Raw genomic sequence first — 14,181 nt, 5'->3', positions numbered from 1 at the left:
TTTACCTGTGAGAACGGGCGAGCCCGCGAAGAGCCAGCATCGGTCTGCCCTACTTACGCAGCGGATCATCCCAGAAATGCCGCTCGGCTTCTTGCTGAATGTCGGCCCGGCTCAACCCCAGGTCATGCAGGGTGGCATCGCTGAGGCTGGCCAACTGCTGGCGCTGGCGGTACAGCTGCAACCACCGCGCCACCTTCTGTGCGGCCGCATGCAACAGATGGTTCAGGGAAAAGCCAGGTTGCTGGATGCTGCTGACAAGACCTTTCATCGTGAAGCCCTCCGTTTTGTTGGCTCCAGTCTGCCGCCAGGCATAAGATCAATCCAACGAATGTTTCTGATGCCATGCATCTCGGAGATTGATGCAATGTCCCAGTACCAGAGTCTCGACGCCGACGTCCTGCGCACCTTTGTCGCCATCGCCGAGCAAGGCGGTTTCACCCGCGCCGGCGAGGTGGTCAACCGCACCCAGTCGGCGGTGAGCATGCAGATGAAACGCCTGGAAGAAGACATTTTGCAGCGGCAGCTGTTCGAGCGCGACGGCCGTCAGGTACGGCTGACTGCCGAAGGCCAGGTGCTGCTGGGCTATGCCCGGCGTATCCTCAAATTGCACGGCGAGGTGTTCAATACCTTGCGCATGCCGCACATGGTCGGGATGGTGCGGATCGGCACGCCGGACGACTATGCCATGCGCTTTCTGCCGACCATACTGTCAAGCTTTGCCCAGGCCTACCCACTGGTGCAGGTAGAGGTGCATTGCGAATCGTCCAAGCAACTGATGCTGCGCCAGGACCTGGACCTGACCATCGTCACCCGCGAGCCGGGCAACGAGATTGGCCAGCTGTTGCGCCAGGAACGCCTGGCATGGGCCGCCGCCGAGGGTTTCTGCCCACAAGAGCAACGGCCCATCCCGCTGGCATTGTTCAACAGCGATTGTTTCTGCCGGGCCTGGACCTGCAACGCCCTGGAGGCCCAGGGCATCGATTACCGCATCGCCTATACCAGCCCGAGCCTGGCAGCAATCTTTGCCATCGTCACGGCCGGGCTGGCGGTAACGGCGCAGTTGCAGAGCCTGATTGGCGGGAACCTGCGCATACTGGGCGAGAGCGAAGGGCTGCCGCAACTGCCGGTGGCCAATGTGATGCTGGTGCGCAGTACCCAGAGCGCATCGCCGATCACCGATTGCATGGCCGATTACATCGTCGAAGGGTTCAAGTGAGCTGGGGCTGCCGCGGGAGCGGCCTTGCGTCGCGATAGGGCCGCAAAGTGGCCCCAAGCCCTCAAAGCTCAAACCCGAGCATCACTGCACACACCACCAGAAACACGCAGAACATCGCCCGCAGTGCCTTCTCCGGCAACGCATGGGCCAGCTTCACGCCCCAGCTGATACTGAGCAATCCGCCCACCGCCAACGGGATGCCCACGCCCCAGTCGACGCTGTGGTGCACCCCATAGGTCAGCAAGGTGACCAGGGTACTCGGCGCCGCCAGCGCCAGCGACAGCCCCTGCGCGACCACCTGGGTTGTGCCGAACACACTGGTCAGGATCGGCGTGGCCACCACTGCCCCACCCACGCCAAACAAGCCCCCCATGGTGCCGGCAAAGCTGCCCAGCACGCCCAGCCACGGCCAGGCATGACGCAATTCGGCGCTTGGCGGCGAGACTTTCATGAACATCCGCGCCACGTTCCATACCGCCAGCGCCACCAGGAAGCCGACAAAGCCCAGACGCATGGAATGCGCATCCAGCCCCACTGCCCAGATCGACCCCAGCCAGGCGAACACGAAGCTGCATAACGACAACGGCACGGCATGGCGCAATTCGATACGGTTACGCTGGTGATAGCGCCACAGCGCCAGCAGCACGTTCGGCACCACCATCACCAGCGCCGTACCCTGCGCCAGTTGCTGGTCCAGGCCAAACAGCACGCCCAGCGCCGGAATCGCGATCAACCCGCCGCCAATGCCGAACAGGCCACCCATGGTCCCCAAGGCAGCGCCCAGCACGACATACAACACCCACTCGATCATCAGGGCCTCACTACCTGTTCACATGATGCAGCATGCTAACCATTGCGGGCTGGCGGGGAAACGCACAGCAGCGCAAAATGGCTGTGCGCTATCCGCATAAGCAAGGCAGCCATGAGCCCTGATATTCTGACCGACCAGTTGAGCCTGTTCCTCGATGTGCTTGAAACCGGCAGCTTTTCTGCTGCCGCCCGCCGCCACCCGCTGACTCCATCCGCCGTAGCCCGGCGTATCGACAACCTGGAAAGCGCCGTAGGCAGCCGCCTGTTCACCCGCAGTACTCACGCCGTACGCGTCACCCCCGCGGGCAACGCCTTCGCCGAACGGGCCAGGCGCATCATCGAAGAGCTGCGCCTGGCTCGCGCCGAAGCGGTGTCGCTGAGCAGTGCCCCTGAAGGCCTGATCCGCATTGACGCCCCTGCCGCATTCGGTCGTCGCCACCTGGCACCGGCAATTGCCGACTTCCTGGTGGCCTACCCGGGGCTGGACGTGAAGTTGCGCCTGATCGACAGCTTCGTCGACCTGCATGGCAGCCACCTCGGCGAAGTCGACCTGGTACTGCGCGCCGGCCCTCTGGCCGACACCCGACTGGTCGCCACGCCACTCGCGTACATGGTGCGTATTGCCTGCGCCAGCCCCACCTACCTGGCCAGCCGCGGCATACCCACCTGCCCCAGTGAACTGCCTGGGCACGACGGCCTGGACTGGGATGGCCTGGCGCCACCCTTTGCCTGGCGCTTCAATGTAGCCGGGCAAACCCGCCTGTACCGCCCCGCGCGCATGCGCATGGCCGCGAACAACGCCGAAACCCTGCTGTTCGGTGCTCTCGCCGGCTTGGGCATCGCCCACCTGCCTACCTGGTTGATCAGCGAATACCTGCTGCGCGGCGAGCTGATACCGCTGTTTTGCGACGGCGGCTTGCCCCCGGCTGAAACCAGCGGTATCTACGCGCTACGTCTGGAACATGAAACGAACTCTCGCAGCCGTTTGCTGCTCGAATTTCTCAAGAGCCGGTTCAGTCCGATTCCACCCTGGGACCTGGCCTTGCACAGTGAACTGCACAAGTAACGCGCGCACTGATGATCAGCGTGCCAGACTTACCCATTGATTACTTTCAAGGACCTGCATGAACGCCGACACCCAAGCCTCCTGTGACGAGCTGCTGCTGGACAACCAGGTCTGTTTCGCCCTGCACTCCACCTCGTTGCTGATGACCAAGGTCTACAAACCGCTGCTGCAGGCCCTGGGCCTGACCTACCCGCAGTACCTGGCCATGCTCGTGCTGTGGGAGCACGACGGCCTGACCGTGGGCGAGATCAGCCAGCACCTGCTTACCGACCCCGGCTCACTGACCCCGTTGCTCAAACGCCTGGAAAGCGAAGGCCTGTTGCAGCGCAACCGCAGCCGCGAAGACGAACGGGTGGTGCTGGTGCAACTGACCGACAAAGGCCGCGCTCTGCAACAACGGGCCAGGGAGGTGCCACAATGCATTCTCAAGGCCAGTGGCCGCAGCCTGGAGCAACTGCAACAGCTGCAGGCCGACCTGCTGACATTGCGCGAGAATCTGCAGAAGACCCTCTGACAATCGGGCTGAGAAAGGGCTGTCCGGACGAACGGTCATAATTTATCTTGCGCACTAACTAATTGCGCGCTAACTTAATCCCCACACCAACCCGCGCCCTTCCCAGAGCGGAAGCGCACAACACGTTAGCGAGGCTCAAGATGCAAAAGGTCACTCCGCTGTACATCGCAGAAGCTACCTCCACCGGTGGGCGCGACGGCAAGTCCCGCGCCAGCGACGGCAAGCTGGAAGTCAAGCTCAGCACCCCGAAGGAACTGGGTGGCGCTGGCGGGGACGGCACCAACCCCGAGCAACTGTTTGCCGCCGGTTACTCGGCATGCTTCATCGGCGCCTTGAAGTTCGTGGCCGTGCAAGAGAAGAAAGCCTTGCCAGCGGATGCCTCGATTACCGCCAAGGTCGGCATCGGCCAGATTCCGGGCGGATTCGGCCTGGACATCGACCTGCACATCAACCTGCCGGGCCTGGCACAGGCCGAGGCCGAAGGGCTGGTGGAGAAGGCGCACCAGGTGTGCCCGTATTCCAACGCAACCCGCGGTAACGTGGACGTACGCCTTCACGTCACTGTCTGAGGCTCACATGCAGGAGCGGCCTTGCAGCCCATCGCGACGCAAGGCCGCTTCTAGAGACTTGCGTCAGCAGGTAACGATCCAGATACAAAAAAACCCGGCCAAGGCCGGGTTTTTGCGTTCCACAAGAAGTATTACTTCTTGGAGCGGCCCTTGAAGGAGCCGTCGCGGGTGTCGATATCGATCCACTCGTCGATTTCGATGAAGTCGGCAACCTGTACTTCAGTACCGTTGGCCAGCTTGGCAGGCTTCATGACCTTGCCCGAGGTGTCGCCGCGAGCAGCGTTCTCGGTGTAGGTAACCTGGCGGCTGATGGTGGTCGGCAGTTCTACCGATACCACTTTCTCTTCGTACATGGTCAGGGCGCAGACGTCCTGCATGCCTTCTTCGATGTATGGCAGAACGGCGTCGATGTCTTCGGCGTTCAGCTCGTACATGGTGTAGTCGGTGGTGTCCATGAAGGTGTAGGCGTCACCGCTGATGAAGGACAGGGTCACTTCCTTGCGGTCGAGGATCACGTCGTCCAGCTTGTCGTCGGCGAAGTAGACGGTTTCAGTCTTGTAGCCGGTCAGCAGGTTCTTCAGCTTGGTCTTCATGATCGCGCTGTTGCGACCCGACTTGGTGAATTCGGCTTTCTGTACCAGCCACGGGTCGTTGTCGATCCGCAGTACGGTGCCGGGTTTCAGTTCTTTACCAGTTTTCATTACGCAGTATCCGAATCTGGATGGATTTATAAAAATCGAGGCCGCGTATCATAGCCAATTTCGGTAAAACTGTACCAGCGTCATGGCAAGGTCCGGCTGAGCGGCCTGTTTGGCACACCAGTGGCGGGCATGCGCCTGCAGCTCGTCCCAATGCGCCAGCACCTTGGCCCAGGCCGCGTGCATGTCGCGCTGCGTGCGGCTGTCGAGGTTCCAGGCGCGCCACAGATCGACCAGGGCTTCGGCGGCAGCGTCCGGCAAGCCCTGGCGATAAAGCGCCAGGAACGCTTCGAGTTTTTCCCAGTGTGCGTTCTCCTCCTGCACATAGATGTGCCACAGCAGTGGCCGCCCCGCCCATTGCGCACGCACGAACGAATCCTCGCCGCGCACGGCGTTGAAGTCACAGCACCAGAGCAGGCGGTCGTAATCGTCCTGGCTGACGAAAGGCAGCACCTGCACGGTCAGCGCACCACGCTGGCGTACCGCCCCCACCGGCAGCGTAGGTTCGCCCAGCCAGGCACACAGGTCACCGAGAATACGCCCTTCCGGCACCAGCAGGTGGCTGGGCCGGGTATCCTCGGCCAGGGCGTCCAGCCAGCCGGCCAGGTGCGGGTTTTCGTAGGCGAACAGCGAGATCAGCCGAGCGCCGGTGTGCAACTGCACACCCAGCCCGGCGAGAAACGCAGCGCGCTGCGCCGCGTCGGCCTCGAATGCGGCGCGACGGGCCAGCAAGGGCGCCTCGCGCAGCAGGCCGCCAGTCCCCGCAGTGAAGCCAGGGAAGAAGAACACCGTGCGCAAGCCGTTGCCTTGCGGCGACGGCAAGCCGTGGCACCCCTCCACCCAGTCTTCGGCACTGAGGTATTCCAGGTTCAGCCATAGCGCTGGCAGCGGTCGTATGGCCAGCGCTTCGATGTAGCCAACCGGCAAGCGGCAGCCGAAGGCGCCGATGACTACGTCGGCAGTGGCCACCGTCTGCCAGTCAACCGGCCAGCAGCGTATCTCGACGCCCTGCTGCCACTGCTGGTCGAGTGCAGCATCGGCCCCCGGGCACAGGCGCACGAACGCGCCCAGGTCGTCCACCCACAGGCGCACCGCCAGGCCATGCTCGGCAACCAGCTGGCGCGCCAGGCGCCATGTCACGCCGATATCGCCATAGTTGTCGACCACGGTGCAGAAGATGTCCCAGGTGACTTTCATGTGCCCTGCCCTCGCCCAGCGGAAAAACCGCAAATTCTGCGGATAAATTGTCGCCGACAAAAGCACCTGCGGGGAAAAAAGCCCAAACGCATGCGACAATGCCCCCGACCCACCCCGCCAGGACAGTGCCATGCCCCGCCACCGTGAATTGAAGATCTCCCTCAAGCCGTTGCCGTTGATCCTGTGCGTTGCCCTGGGCCTGTGGCTGGGCGCCGTGGCCATCGCCGCCAGCCTGTGGCTGGCCTTGCAGCTATGGCCAGAGCAGGTGCAGCCGTTGGCCCAGGCGGTAGTGCCCGGCGTTTCCCGGCCAGCTGTACCGCCAGCCCCGGCGGCGGATGCCCAGGCTGAAATGTTCGAGCGCTACCAGGACATCCTGCACAAGCAGGAACAGCAACAGGCCGCCGAGGCCGCCCAGGGCAACCCGCGCAACCTCAACAGCCCCAAGTGCCAGTTCTGGCTGCAGCAGAACCGCACTGCGCCCACTGACAAAAGCCAGGCCAATGTGCTGGAGTTCTGTTACTGATCATGGACAAGACCCGCCTGCTGGCGCAGATCGTCGCCACCCTCGAGCATGACCTGGCTGTGCTGACCCGCGCGGCACAGACTGCGTATGAAGCGGCTACCGCCGAGGAGAACATCGCCGAGAACAAGTACGACACCCTGGGCCTGGAAGCCTCGTACCTGGCCACCGGCCAGGCCCGCCGCAGTGCCGAGATACGTTCGGCGCTGCAAACCTACCAGCAATTGCTGCTGCGCGATTATGACCCGGCGCGCGGCGTGCAGTTGAGCAACCTGGTGACGCTGGAAGATGAAGCTGGCGGGCAGCGGCGTCTGTTCCTGGGGCCCGAGGCGGCAGGGTTGAAGATTGGCGAGGCGGATGGGCTGGTTACGGTGATTACCCCGCGATCGCCGCTGGGGCAGCAGTTGGTCGGCAAGCGTGTGGAAGATGAGCTGGGCCTGGGGACGCAGACATTGTGGATTGTCGATGTAGCCTGAGGGGTTCCTTCGCCAAGGCGCGGCCAATGCGGTCGTCGTAGGGGCGCTTCAAACCTGGACATCAAAGCGCCTGCAAGGCATCGAACCGCCCGGCCAGGCCCTGTTGAGCGAACCGCTCCACCACAAAATCGACAAACGCCCGGGTCTTGCCCGGCAACAGCTTGTGCTCGGCGAAATACAGGCTGATATGCCCATCGTCCACATACCAGTCCGGCAACACCCGGCGCAGCCGCCCACTTTCCAGATACGGGACCGCAAACGGCAGGCTCACCAGGGCAATCCCCAGCGCTTGCTCGGCCACCGCACAAGCCGCATCCGAATCGCTCATGGTCATCGCCTGACGCAACGCCAAAGGCTGCTGCTCCTGCCAGCGGCTGGTCAACGGCCACGATCGCACGCGCCCGGTCTGCGGCGAGCGGATCAGGATACCGTCATGCCGCTGCAGGGCCTGCGGCTGCGTGACCGGTGCATGGCGGGCCAGATAAGCTGGCGCCGCCACCAGTACCCGATGCGCCGGGGTCAACTTGCGCGCCACCACGCCCGGCGGCAGTTCGAAGCCCCCGCCAATCGCCGCATCGAAGCCTTGGCCGATCAGGTCGACCTGGCGGTTGTCGAAATGCCAGTCCGGGATAATGCCCGGGTAGCGACGCAGGAACTCGCCCAGCAGGGGCAGCACGTACAAACGCCCGAACACCGTGCCCATGCTGACCCGCAACAACCCGGCCGGCTGGCCCTCGGCACTGGCCAGGTTGGCCACGGCGTACTGGATAGTGCGGAAACTGTCACTGACCTCCCCGAGAAATCGCTGCCCTGCCTCGGTCAGGGTCAGCTTGCGGGTACTACGCTGGAACAACCGCACCCCCAGGCGCGCCTCCAGCTGGGCAACATGCTTGCCTACCGCCGCCGGGGTGATGCTCAGGCGTCTGGCAGCCTCGGCAAAGCTGCCGACTTCGGCGCTGCGGATGAAACACTCCAAAGCGTTGAACGACTCCATGGCCATGATTAGAAACCAAAGGTTTACTCTGCTGATAGTGATTGCCATCTTATCAGCAGGTAATCGAGCGCCGATACTGCGCCCATCCAAGGCATCCCAGCCTGGCTTCCAGCAGGAGATCAGCATGTCCAAGCAACACACCCTCGAAGGCAAAGTGGCCCTGGTACAGGGCGGTTCCCGCGGCATCGGCGCAGCCATCGTGCGGCGCCTGGCCCGTGAAGGCGCGCAGGTAGCCTTCACCTATGTAAGTTCCGCCGGCCCGGCAGAAGCACTGGCGCGGGAAATCACCGAAAACGGTGGCCGAGCCCTGGCACTGCGGGCCGACAGCGCCGACGCGGCGGCAGTTCAACTGGCAGTGGATGACACGGTGAAGGCCTTCGGCCGGCTCGATATCCTGGTCAATAACGCCGGTGTCCTGGCGGTGGCGCCCGTGACCGAGTTCGACCTCGCCGACTTCGACCACATGCTGGCGGTGAACGTGCGCAGCGTGTTCGTCGCCAGCCAGGCGGCGGCGGGCTACATGGGCCAGGGCGGGCGCATCATCAATATCGGCAGCACCAACGCCGAGCGCATGCCATTTGCCGGTGGCGCGCCCTACGCCATGAGCAAGTCGGCACTGGTCGGCCTGACCCGCGGCATGGCCCGTGACCTGGGGCCCAAGGGCATTACCGTGAACAACGTGCAGCCTGGGCCGGTGGACACCGACATGAACCCGGCCAGCGGTGAGTTCGCCGAAAGCCTGATCCCACTGATGGCGATCGGGCGGTATGGCGAGGCGGACGAGATCGCCAGCTTCGTGGCTTATCTGGCGGGGCCTGAGGCAGGGTACATTACCGGGGCCAGCCTGACTGTCGACGGCGGGTTTGCAGCCTGATTCAACGGTTTCCTGTACCGACCTCTTCCCGGCAAGTGAAGAGAGGCCGGCGCAGGTTGCCCTCCACCTCACTGCCACGAGAACCGCATGTACAACCCCACCCTGAGTCGCGCACTCATTCTGCTGATGGCCACCGCCACCGGCCTGGCCGTGGCCAGCAACTACTACGCGCAACCCCTGCTGCACAGCATCGCCCAACAGTTTGGCCTGAGCACCGCCAGCGCAGGCAGCATCGTCATTGCCGCGCAACTCAGCTATGGCGCCGGCCTGTTGCTGCTGGCACCGCTGGGCGACCTGTTCGAGCAACGGCGGCTGATTACCGTGATGACCGCAATTGCCACCCTGGGCCTGGTCATCAGTGCCTGCGCACCGAGCCTGCCCTGGCTGATCCTCGGCACGGCGCTGACCGGGCTGTTCTCGGTGGTGGCGCAAATTCTGGTGCCCATGGCTGCGGCCCTGAGCGAGCCTCATTCACGTGGGCGCGCGGTCGGCACGCTGATGAGCGGCCTGCTGCTGGGCATCCTGCTGGCGCGCACCGCCGCCGGCTTCATGGCCGAGCTGGGCGGCTGGCGCAGCATCTACGTACTGGCCGCCGCGCTGATGGCCATCACCGCCGTGGCGCTGCACCGGAGCCTGCCGCAACACCACAGCCATGCCGGGCTCAAATACCCGGCGCTGATCGGCTCGGTGTTCCGCCTGTTCCGCGAAGAGCCGGTGCTGCGCCTGCGCTCGCTGCTCGGCCTGCTGGCGTTCAGCCTGTTCGCCCTGTTCTGGACGCCGCTGGCGTTTTTGCTGGCAAAAGGCCCGTACCACTATTCCGATGCAGTGATCGGCCTGTTCGGCCTGGCCGGTGCGGCGGGTGCGCTGTCGGCCAATTGGGCCGGGCGCCTGGCCGACCGCGGCAAGGGTGCATTGGGCACCACGGTTGGCCTGGTGGTGTTGCTGCTGTCCTGGGTACCGCTGGGCTTTGCCGAACAGTCGTTGCTGGCCTTGCTGCTGGGCGTGCTGATGCTCGACCTGGCGGTGCAACTGGTGCACGTGAGCAACCAGAATGCGGTGATCGCCCTGCGCCCCGAAGCGCGTACACGGCTGAACGCCGGCTACATTACCTGCTACTTCATTGGCGGGGCACTTGGCTCGTTGCTGGGCACGCAGCTGTTCCAGTATCAGGGCTGGATGGGCATCGTGGTCGCAGGGCTGGTGATTGGGTCGCTGGCATTGCTGGCGTGGGGGTTAGCCGAGCGCAAGCGCAAGCATCTGTTGCAGATGGCCTGAAAATCCGCGCTGGGTTGAGGGCGGGCATCGGCCATGGCGACAAACGACCGCACTACCCTCCGTCGTCTGGCCGTTGACTTGCCCGCCCGGCCAGCGCTCAGTAAGCGTTGGTCAATGCCCTTTCACTGACAGGACGACGTTATGACAAGACTCACGGTGCAATCCGGCGATTTCTTGCAAGGTGAAGGCGAGTATCGCAACGGATCGCTCACGCTCAAGACCCCCCGCAGCCCTTCTCCGGGCGAGCGGATTTCCCTGGCGCGCATCAGTGACCTGCGGTTGGCGAGCCTCGAATCCAGCCGTAGCCTGGGCAGCGCCCTGGGCTGGGGCGTGGCCGGCGCGCTGGTGGCAGGGCCGGTGGGGCTGCTGGCCGGGCTGTGGCTAGGCGGCAAGGAAGAAGAAGCCACCTTCCTGGCAACCTTCAAGGACGGACGCAAGCTCATGGCCATTACCGATGGCAAGACCTGGTCGAAGATCGATGACAACTGGCGACAGCACAGACGGCCCGCCGGCAAAGGCTGACTGGATCGCACAAGGCGCGGATCGTTTTATGTTGAAGGCGGCGGTAAGATGCCGCCTTTTTCATGGCTGTGCCGACCCCCAAGCGGAGTACACCCGGCACAGCAGTTGCGCCTCCAGGAGCCCACTGCATGCCCCCGCGTCCCCCTCGCCTGCCCCTGAGCCTGCTCAGCCTGGGCCTGGCCCTGCATTGCCCCCATGCGCTTGCCGAAGCCAGCGTGCTGCTGGCCCCGGTGCAGGTGTCCGAGACCTACGACAACGACGGCTATCAGGCACGCCAGGCGGCGGTAGGCGGCTTCCAGCCCGCGCCCTTGCTCGACACCCCGGCTGCGATCAGCGTGTTCAACCAGCAGCTGCTGGAAGACCGCCAGGTGCGCACGCTCAGCCAGCTGTTACAAAGCGATGCCTCGGTGGGCGAAAGCTATGCCCCCATCGGCTACTACGAAAACTTCAATGTCCGCGGCTTCGAGCTGAATGCGGCCAGCAGCTACCGCATCAACGGCCAGACCATCACCGGCGAGCAGAACGTCGCCCTGGAGAACAAGCAGCAGGTGGAATTGCTCAAAGGGCTGTCCGGGCTGCAGAGCGGCGTGTCGGAGCCCGGTGGTCTGGTCAACTACGTGACCAAGCGCGCCGCAGACGTGCGTAGCGTCAGCGTATCGACCAATGAACAAGGCGAACGCTACCTGGCTACGGACCTGGGCGGCTGGTTCGGCAGCGAACGGCAGTTCGGCCTGCGCGCCAACCTGGCCCATGAAGACATCCGCAGCTATGTCGACCATGCCGACGGCAAACGCGACTTCGCTTCGTTGGCCTTCGACTGGCAGCTCAACGCTGATGCCACCTTGCAGCTGGATGCCGAATACCAGCACCGTGAACAGTACTCGGTCCCGGGTTATCAGTTGCTCGGTGGAAGCGAAGTGCCCCACGGCATCGACCCCGACGAGCGCCTCGCCTACCAGCGCTGGGCCAAACCGGTGCAGAACGACTCGCTGAACCTGGGCGGGCGCTTCGAGTACCGCTTCAACGAAGCCTGGAGCGGAACCTTGAGTGCTTCGCGCAGCAAGGTGGTAATCGATGACTACAGCGCGTTTGCCTGGGGGTCGAGCGAGGGCGCGTTCTTTGGCAGCGACGGCGACTACGATATCTACGATTTCCGCAGCCCCGACGATACACGACGCACCGACGAGGCGCAGGCCCTGCTCAATGGCCGCTTCGATGCGCTGGGCTTGGGGCATGAGCTGACGCTAGGGACCAGCGTGCAGCGCCGCACCCTCGATCAACGCCCGTACTACAACGAGTGGCTTGGCACCGGCAACATCCAGACCGGTGCACCAGCGCTCGTCCCGTCCGACAAGCCTGTCGGTGCCAGCGAACGCCGCCTGGACAGCCGCCAGTATGGCCTGTTCATCAGCGACCGTATCCGCTTCAACGAGCAGTGGCAGGCCATGCTGGGCGCTCGCGAAGTTCGCCTGGATGAAAAGACCTGGGACGAAAACGGTGTGGCCGGCCGCCATACCCGGCAGTACGAGCTGCTTCCCAATGCCGCGTTGATCTACAAGCCGTTGCCGGATACCACGGTCTATGCCAGTTACGCCAAGGGCCTGTCTGCCGGTGGCACCGCCCCCTGGTTTGCCGGCAACGCTTCGGAAATCCTGGCGCCTACTACCTCGCACCAACTGGAACTGGGCCTCAAGCACGACTGGCAAGGCCTGAGCTTCAGCGCCGCGCTGTTCCAAATCCGCCAGGCATACCAGTACGCACGTCCGGACGGTGCTGGCAACTACACCTACGTCCAGCAAGGCCAGCAGGAGAATACCGGCCTGGAACTGGCTGCCAGCGGCTGGGTGACCTCGAACCTGCAAGTGCTGGCGAGCGCCGCCGCCATCCGTGCGCGGGTACAGAACAGCGGTACCGATGCCTACGAAGGGCACCAAGCGATCAACGTGCCGAGGTTGCGCGCGGCACTGCAGGCGGAATACAGCCTGCCGGTACCGGGCCTGGCCTTGCTCGGCGGCGCGCGCTACAGCGCCAGCAAGTACGCGAGTCAGGCGGGCAACGTGGAAGTAGGCGGCTACACCGTGTTCGATCTCGGCAGCCGATACCGCCTGCAGGTCGGAGGGTATGAAACGGTGCTGCGGCTGACGGTGGATAACGTGTTCGACAAGCGCTACTGGCGCGATGTGGGTGATTACCTGGGGGACAACTACCTGTTCCAGGGGGCTCCGCGGACTGCCCGGCTTTCGGCCTCGGTGAGTTTCTGAAAGGTTCGGGCCGCTTTGCGGCCCATCGCGGCACCCGACCGCTTCGCGGACCGCGTCAGGCCCAACACGATGGGCTGCGAGGAAATCCCCGAAAACAAAAAGCCCCCGGCTTTTCAGCGCGGGGGCTCTTCGTAGAATGTGGCGGTGAAGAAGGGATTTGAACCCTTGATACGATTTCTCGTATACACACTTTCCAGGCGTGCTCCTTCGACCACTCGGACACTTCACCGTTTTCTCTTCAAGCCTTTCAGCCTGTCGAGGCGCGCTAATTTAGTGGAAGGTCTTTCCTTTGGCAAGCATTTTTTTCAGTTTTTTCATGTATTTGCATTTGCGCCGCAGCGAACGCTGACCGACCGGTCAGCCTTGCTGCTTTACCTCGCCCCTGGCGCTGGGTAACGTCGTCGCCACGCCAACAAAAGGACTCTGCCATGAGCGAGCTGATTAACTACCACGCCGAAGACGGCATCGCCACCCTGACCCTGAACAACGGCAAGGTCAATGCCATTTCGCCAGACGTCATCGCAGCGTTCAACGCCGCGCTCGACCGCGCCACTGAAGAACGCGCGGTGGTGATCATCACCGGCCAGCCGGGGATCCTGTCGGGCGGCTACGACCTCAAGGTGATGACCAGCGGCCCGCAACAAGCCATCAGCCTGGTCACCGCCGGCTCCACCCTCGCCCGCCGCCTGCTCGCGCACCCGTTCCCGGTGGTGGTCGCCTGCCCGGGCAATGCCGTGGCCAAGGGCGCCTTCCTGCTACTGTCGGGCGACTATCGCATTGGTGTCGAAGGCCCCTACAAGGTTTGCCTGAACGAAGTGCAGATCGGCATGACCATGCACCACGCCGGTATCGAGCTGGCCCGCGACCGCTTGCGCCGTTCGGCCTTCCACCGCGCGGTGATCAACGCCGAGGTGTTTGACCCGCAAGGCGCAGTAGACGCCGGTTTCCTCGACAAGGTGGTGCCTGCCGAGCAACTGCAGGAGGCCGCACTGTCAGCGGCTCGCGAGCTGAAGAAGCTGAACATGCTGGCGCACAAGAACACCAAGCTGAAGGTGCGCAAAGGGTTGCTGGAAGCGCTGGACAAGGCGATCGAGCTGGACCAGCAGCACATGGGCTAGCCGCACGGGCCCTTTCGCGGGTACCGACTCACACCGGGGTTTGCCCCAGCCAGTGCACAGCCGTACACTGC

The 14,181-nt window shown here is 63.8% G+C and carries 16 protein-coding genes and 1 tRNA gene; 11 read left to right on the top strand and 6 right to left on the bottom strand.

Annotation, left to right across the window (positions count from 1 at the left end):
* Positions 1-49: 49 nt before the first annotated feature.
* A complete protein-coding gene (locus B4L76_RS17545; protein ID WP_296234243.1) occupies positions 50-268 on the bottom strand; it encodes a DUF1127 domain-containing protein in 219 nt (72 codons plus the stop codon).
* Positions 269-364: 96 nt separating this feature from the next.
* On the opposite strand from B4L76_RS17545, the gene B4L76_RS17540 reads away from it, so the two are divergent.
* Positions 365-1,216 (top strand): LysR substrate-binding domain-containing protein, encoded by an 852-nt coding sequence (locus B4L76_RS17540; RefSeq protein ID WP_296234241.1) that lies wholly within the window; start codon positions 365-367, stop codon positions 1,214-1,216.
* A gap of 61 nt (positions 1,217-1,277) precedes the next feature.
* Here the strand turns inward: B4L76_RS17540 and B4L76_RS17535 are convergent, their stop codons facing one another.
* Complete coding sequence (locus B4L76_RS17535; protein WP_296234240.1) at positions 1,278-2,027, bottom strand: sulfite exporter TauE/SafE family protein; 750 nt, start codon at positions 2,025-2,027, stop codon at positions 1,278-1,280.
* A gap of 111 nt (positions 2,028-2,138) precedes the next feature.
* On the opposite strand from B4L76_RS17535, the gene B4L76_RS17530 reads away from it, so the two are divergent.
* From B4L76_RS17530 to B4L76_RS17520, 3 genes are all read left to right on the top strand, one after another.
* Positions 2,139-3,092, top strand: a complete 954-nt coding sequence (locus B4L76_RS17530) for a LysR family transcriptional regulator (protein WP_296234238.1) — start codon at positions 2,139-2,141, stop codon at positions 3,090-3,092.
* A 58-nt stretch (positions 3,093-3,150) separates the two neighbouring features.
* Positions 3,151-3,606: a MarR family winged helix-turn-helix transcriptional regulator gene (locus tag B4L76_RS17525; RefSeq protein ID WP_296234236.1), complete on the top strand. Its 456-nt coding sequence runs from the start codon at positions 3,151-3,153 to the stop codon at positions 3,604-3,606.
* Between the two features lie 140 nt (positions 3,607-3,746).
* Positions 3,747-4,175, top strand: a complete 429-nt coding sequence (locus B4L76_RS17520) for an organic hydroperoxide resistance protein (protein WP_296234235.1) — start codon at positions 3,747-3,749, stop codon at positions 4,173-4,175.
* A 131-nt stretch (positions 4,176-4,306) separates the two neighbouring features.
* Here the strand turns inward: B4L76_RS17520 and efp are convergent, their stop codons facing one another.
* Both efp and earP read right to left on the bottom strand, forming a co-directional pair.
* Positions 4,307-4,876, bottom strand: coding sequence for an elongation factor P (efp, locus tag B4L76_RS17515; RefSeq protein ID WP_170028870.1), 570 nt, complete (start codon positions 4,874-4,876; stop codon positions 4,307-4,309).
* Between the two features lie 48 nt (positions 4,877-4,924).
* On the bottom strand, positions 4,925-6,070 hold the full coding sequence (gene earP, locus B4L76_RS17510) for an elongation factor P maturation arginine rhamnosyltransferase EarP (protein ID WP_296234233.1): 1,146 nt from the start codon (positions 6,068-6,070) through the stop codon (positions 4,925-4,927).
* A 130-nt stretch (positions 6,071-6,200) separates the two neighbouring features.
* On the opposite strand from earP, the gene B4L76_RS17505 reads away from it, so the two are divergent.
* Complete coding sequence (locus tag B4L76_RS17505; RefSeq protein WP_296234232.1) at positions 6,201-6,593, top strand: hypothetical protein; 393 nt, start codon at positions 6,201-6,203, stop codon at positions 6,591-6,593.
* A 2-nt stretch (positions 6,594-6,595) separates the two neighbouring features.
* A complete protein-coding gene (locus B4L76_RS17500) occupies positions 6,596-7,066 on the top strand; it encodes a GreA/GreB family elongation factor (protein WP_296234230.1) in 471 nt (156 codons plus the stop codon).
* Positions 7,067-7,127: 61 nt separating this feature from the next.
* On the opposite strand, the gene B4L76_RS17495 is transcribed toward B4L76_RS17500, so the two are convergent.
* Positions 7,128-8,066, bottom strand: coding sequence for a LysR family transcriptional regulator (locus B4L76_RS17495; protein ID WP_296234228.1), 939 nt, complete (start codon positions 8,064-8,066; stop codon positions 7,128-7,130).
* A 118-nt stretch (positions 8,067-8,184) separates the two neighbouring features.
* Here B4L76_RS17495 and B4L76_RS17490 point away from each other — a divergent pair, with 118 nt between their 5' ends.
* From B4L76_RS17490 to B4L76_RS17475, 4 genes are all read left to right on the top strand, one after another.
* Positions 8,185-8,934, top strand: coding sequence for a 3-oxoacyl-ACP reductase family protein (locus B4L76_RS17490; protein WP_296234227.1), 750 nt, complete (start codon positions 8,185-8,187; stop codon positions 8,932-8,934).
* Between the two features lie 87 nt (positions 8,935-9,021).
* On the top strand, positions 9,022-10,209 hold the full coding sequence (locus B4L76_RS17485) for an MFS transporter (protein ID WP_296234226.1): 1,188 nt from the start codon (positions 9,022-9,024) through the stop codon (positions 10,207-10,209).
* 141 nt (positions 10,210-10,350) lie between these two features.
* On the top strand, positions 10,351-10,731 hold the full coding sequence (locus B4L76_RS17480) for a hypothetical protein (RefSeq protein WP_144171712.1): 381 nt from the start codon (positions 10,351-10,353) through the stop codon (positions 10,729-10,731).
* A gap of 128 nt (positions 10,732-10,859) precedes the next feature.
* Complete coding sequence (locus B4L76_RS17475) at positions 10,860-12,992, top strand: TonB-dependent siderophore receptor (protein ID WP_296234223.1); 2,133 nt, start codon at positions 10,860-10,862, stop codon at positions 12,990-12,992.
* A 139-nt stretch (positions 12,993-13,131) separates the two neighbouring features.
* Here the strand turns inward: B4L76_RS17475 and B4L76_RS17470 are convergent.
* Positions 13,132-13,221: transfer RNA gene (locus B4L76_RS17470), tRNA-Ser, on the bottom strand.
* A gap of 199 nt (positions 13,222-13,420) precedes the next feature.
* Here B4L76_RS17470 and B4L76_RS17465 point away from each other — a divergent pair.
* Positions 13,421-14,110, top strand: coding sequence for a crotonase/enoyl-CoA hydratase family protein (locus tag B4L76_RS17465; RefSeq protein WP_296234222.1), 690 nt, complete (start codon positions 13,421-13,423; stop codon positions 14,108-14,110).
* Positions 14,111-14,181: the final 71 nt, after the last annotated feature.

Origin of the sequence: Pseudomonas sp. UBA4617, assembly GCF_002386445.1 — a bacterium.
Lineage (GTDB): Bacteria > Pseudomonadota > Gammaproteobacteria > Pseudomonadales > Pseudomonadaceae > Aquipseudomonas.
Note: the sequence above shows the minus strand (reverse complement) of the source record. Positions and strands in the feature narration are given on the sequence as shown.

Excerpts from the sequence above, each read along its gene's own strand:
- B4L76_RS17545 (WP_296234243.1), bottom strand. The coding sequence starts at position 268 with ATGAAAGGTCTTGTCAGCAGCATCCAGCAACCTGGCTTTTCCCTGAAC.
- B4L76_RS17540 (WP_296234241.1), top strand. The coding sequence starts at position 365 with ATGTCCCAGTACCAGAGTCTCGACGCCGACGTCCTGCGCACCTTTGTC.
- B4L76_RS17535 (WP_296234240.1), bottom strand. The coding sequence starts at position 2,027 with ATGATCGAGTGGGTGTTGTATGTCGTGCTGGGCGCTGCCTTGGGGACC.
- B4L76_RS17530 (WP_296234238.1), top strand. The coding sequence starts at position 2,139 with ATGAGCCCTGATATTCTGACCGACCAGTTGAGCCTGTTCCTCGATGTG.
- B4L76_RS17525 (WP_296234236.1), top strand. The coding sequence starts at position 3,151 with ATGAACGCCGACACCCAAGCCTCCTGTGACGAGCTGCTGCTGGACAAC.
- B4L76_RS17520 (WP_296234235.1), top strand. The coding sequence starts at position 3,747 with ATGCAAAAGGTCACTCCGCTGTACATCGCAGAAGCTACCTCCACCGGT.
- efp (WP_170028870.1), bottom strand. The coding sequence starts at position 4,876 with ATGAAAACTGGTAAAGAACTGAAACCCGGCACCGTACTGCGGATCGAC.
- earP (WP_296234233.1), bottom strand. The coding sequence starts at position 6,070 with ATGAAAGTCACCTGGGACATCTTCTGCACCGTGGTCGACAACTATGGC.
- B4L76_RS17505 (WP_296234232.1), top strand. The coding sequence starts at position 6,201 with ATGCCCCGCCACCGTGAATTGAAGATCTCCCTCAAGCCGTTGCCGTTG.
- B4L76_RS17500 (WP_296234230.1), top strand. The coding sequence starts at position 6,596 with ATGGACAAGACCCGCCTGCTGGCGCAGATCGTCGCCACCCTCGAGCAT.
- B4L76_RS17495 (WP_296234228.1), bottom strand. The coding sequence starts at position 8,066 with ATGGCCATGGAGTCGTTCAACGCTTTGGAGTGTTTCATCCGCAGCGCC.
- B4L76_RS17490 (WP_296234227.1), top strand. The coding sequence starts at position 8,185 with ATGTCCAAGCAACACACCCTCGAAGGCAAAGTGGCCCTGGTACAGGGC.
- B4L76_RS17485 (WP_296234226.1), top strand. The coding sequence starts at position 9,022 with ATGTACAACCCCACCCTGAGTCGCGCACTCATTCTGCTGATGGCCACC.
- B4L76_RS17480 (WP_144171712.1), top strand. The coding sequence starts at position 10,351 with ATGACAAGACTCACGGTGCAATCCGGCGATTTCTTGCAAGGTGAAGGC.
- B4L76_RS17475 (WP_296234223.1), top strand. The coding sequence starts at position 10,860 with ATGCCCCCGCGTCCCCCTCGCCTGCCCCTGAGCCTGCTCAGCCTGGGC.
- B4L76_RS17465 (WP_296234222.1), top strand. The coding sequence starts at position 13,421 with ATGAGCGAGCTGATTAACTACCACGCCGAAGACGGCATCGCCACCCTG.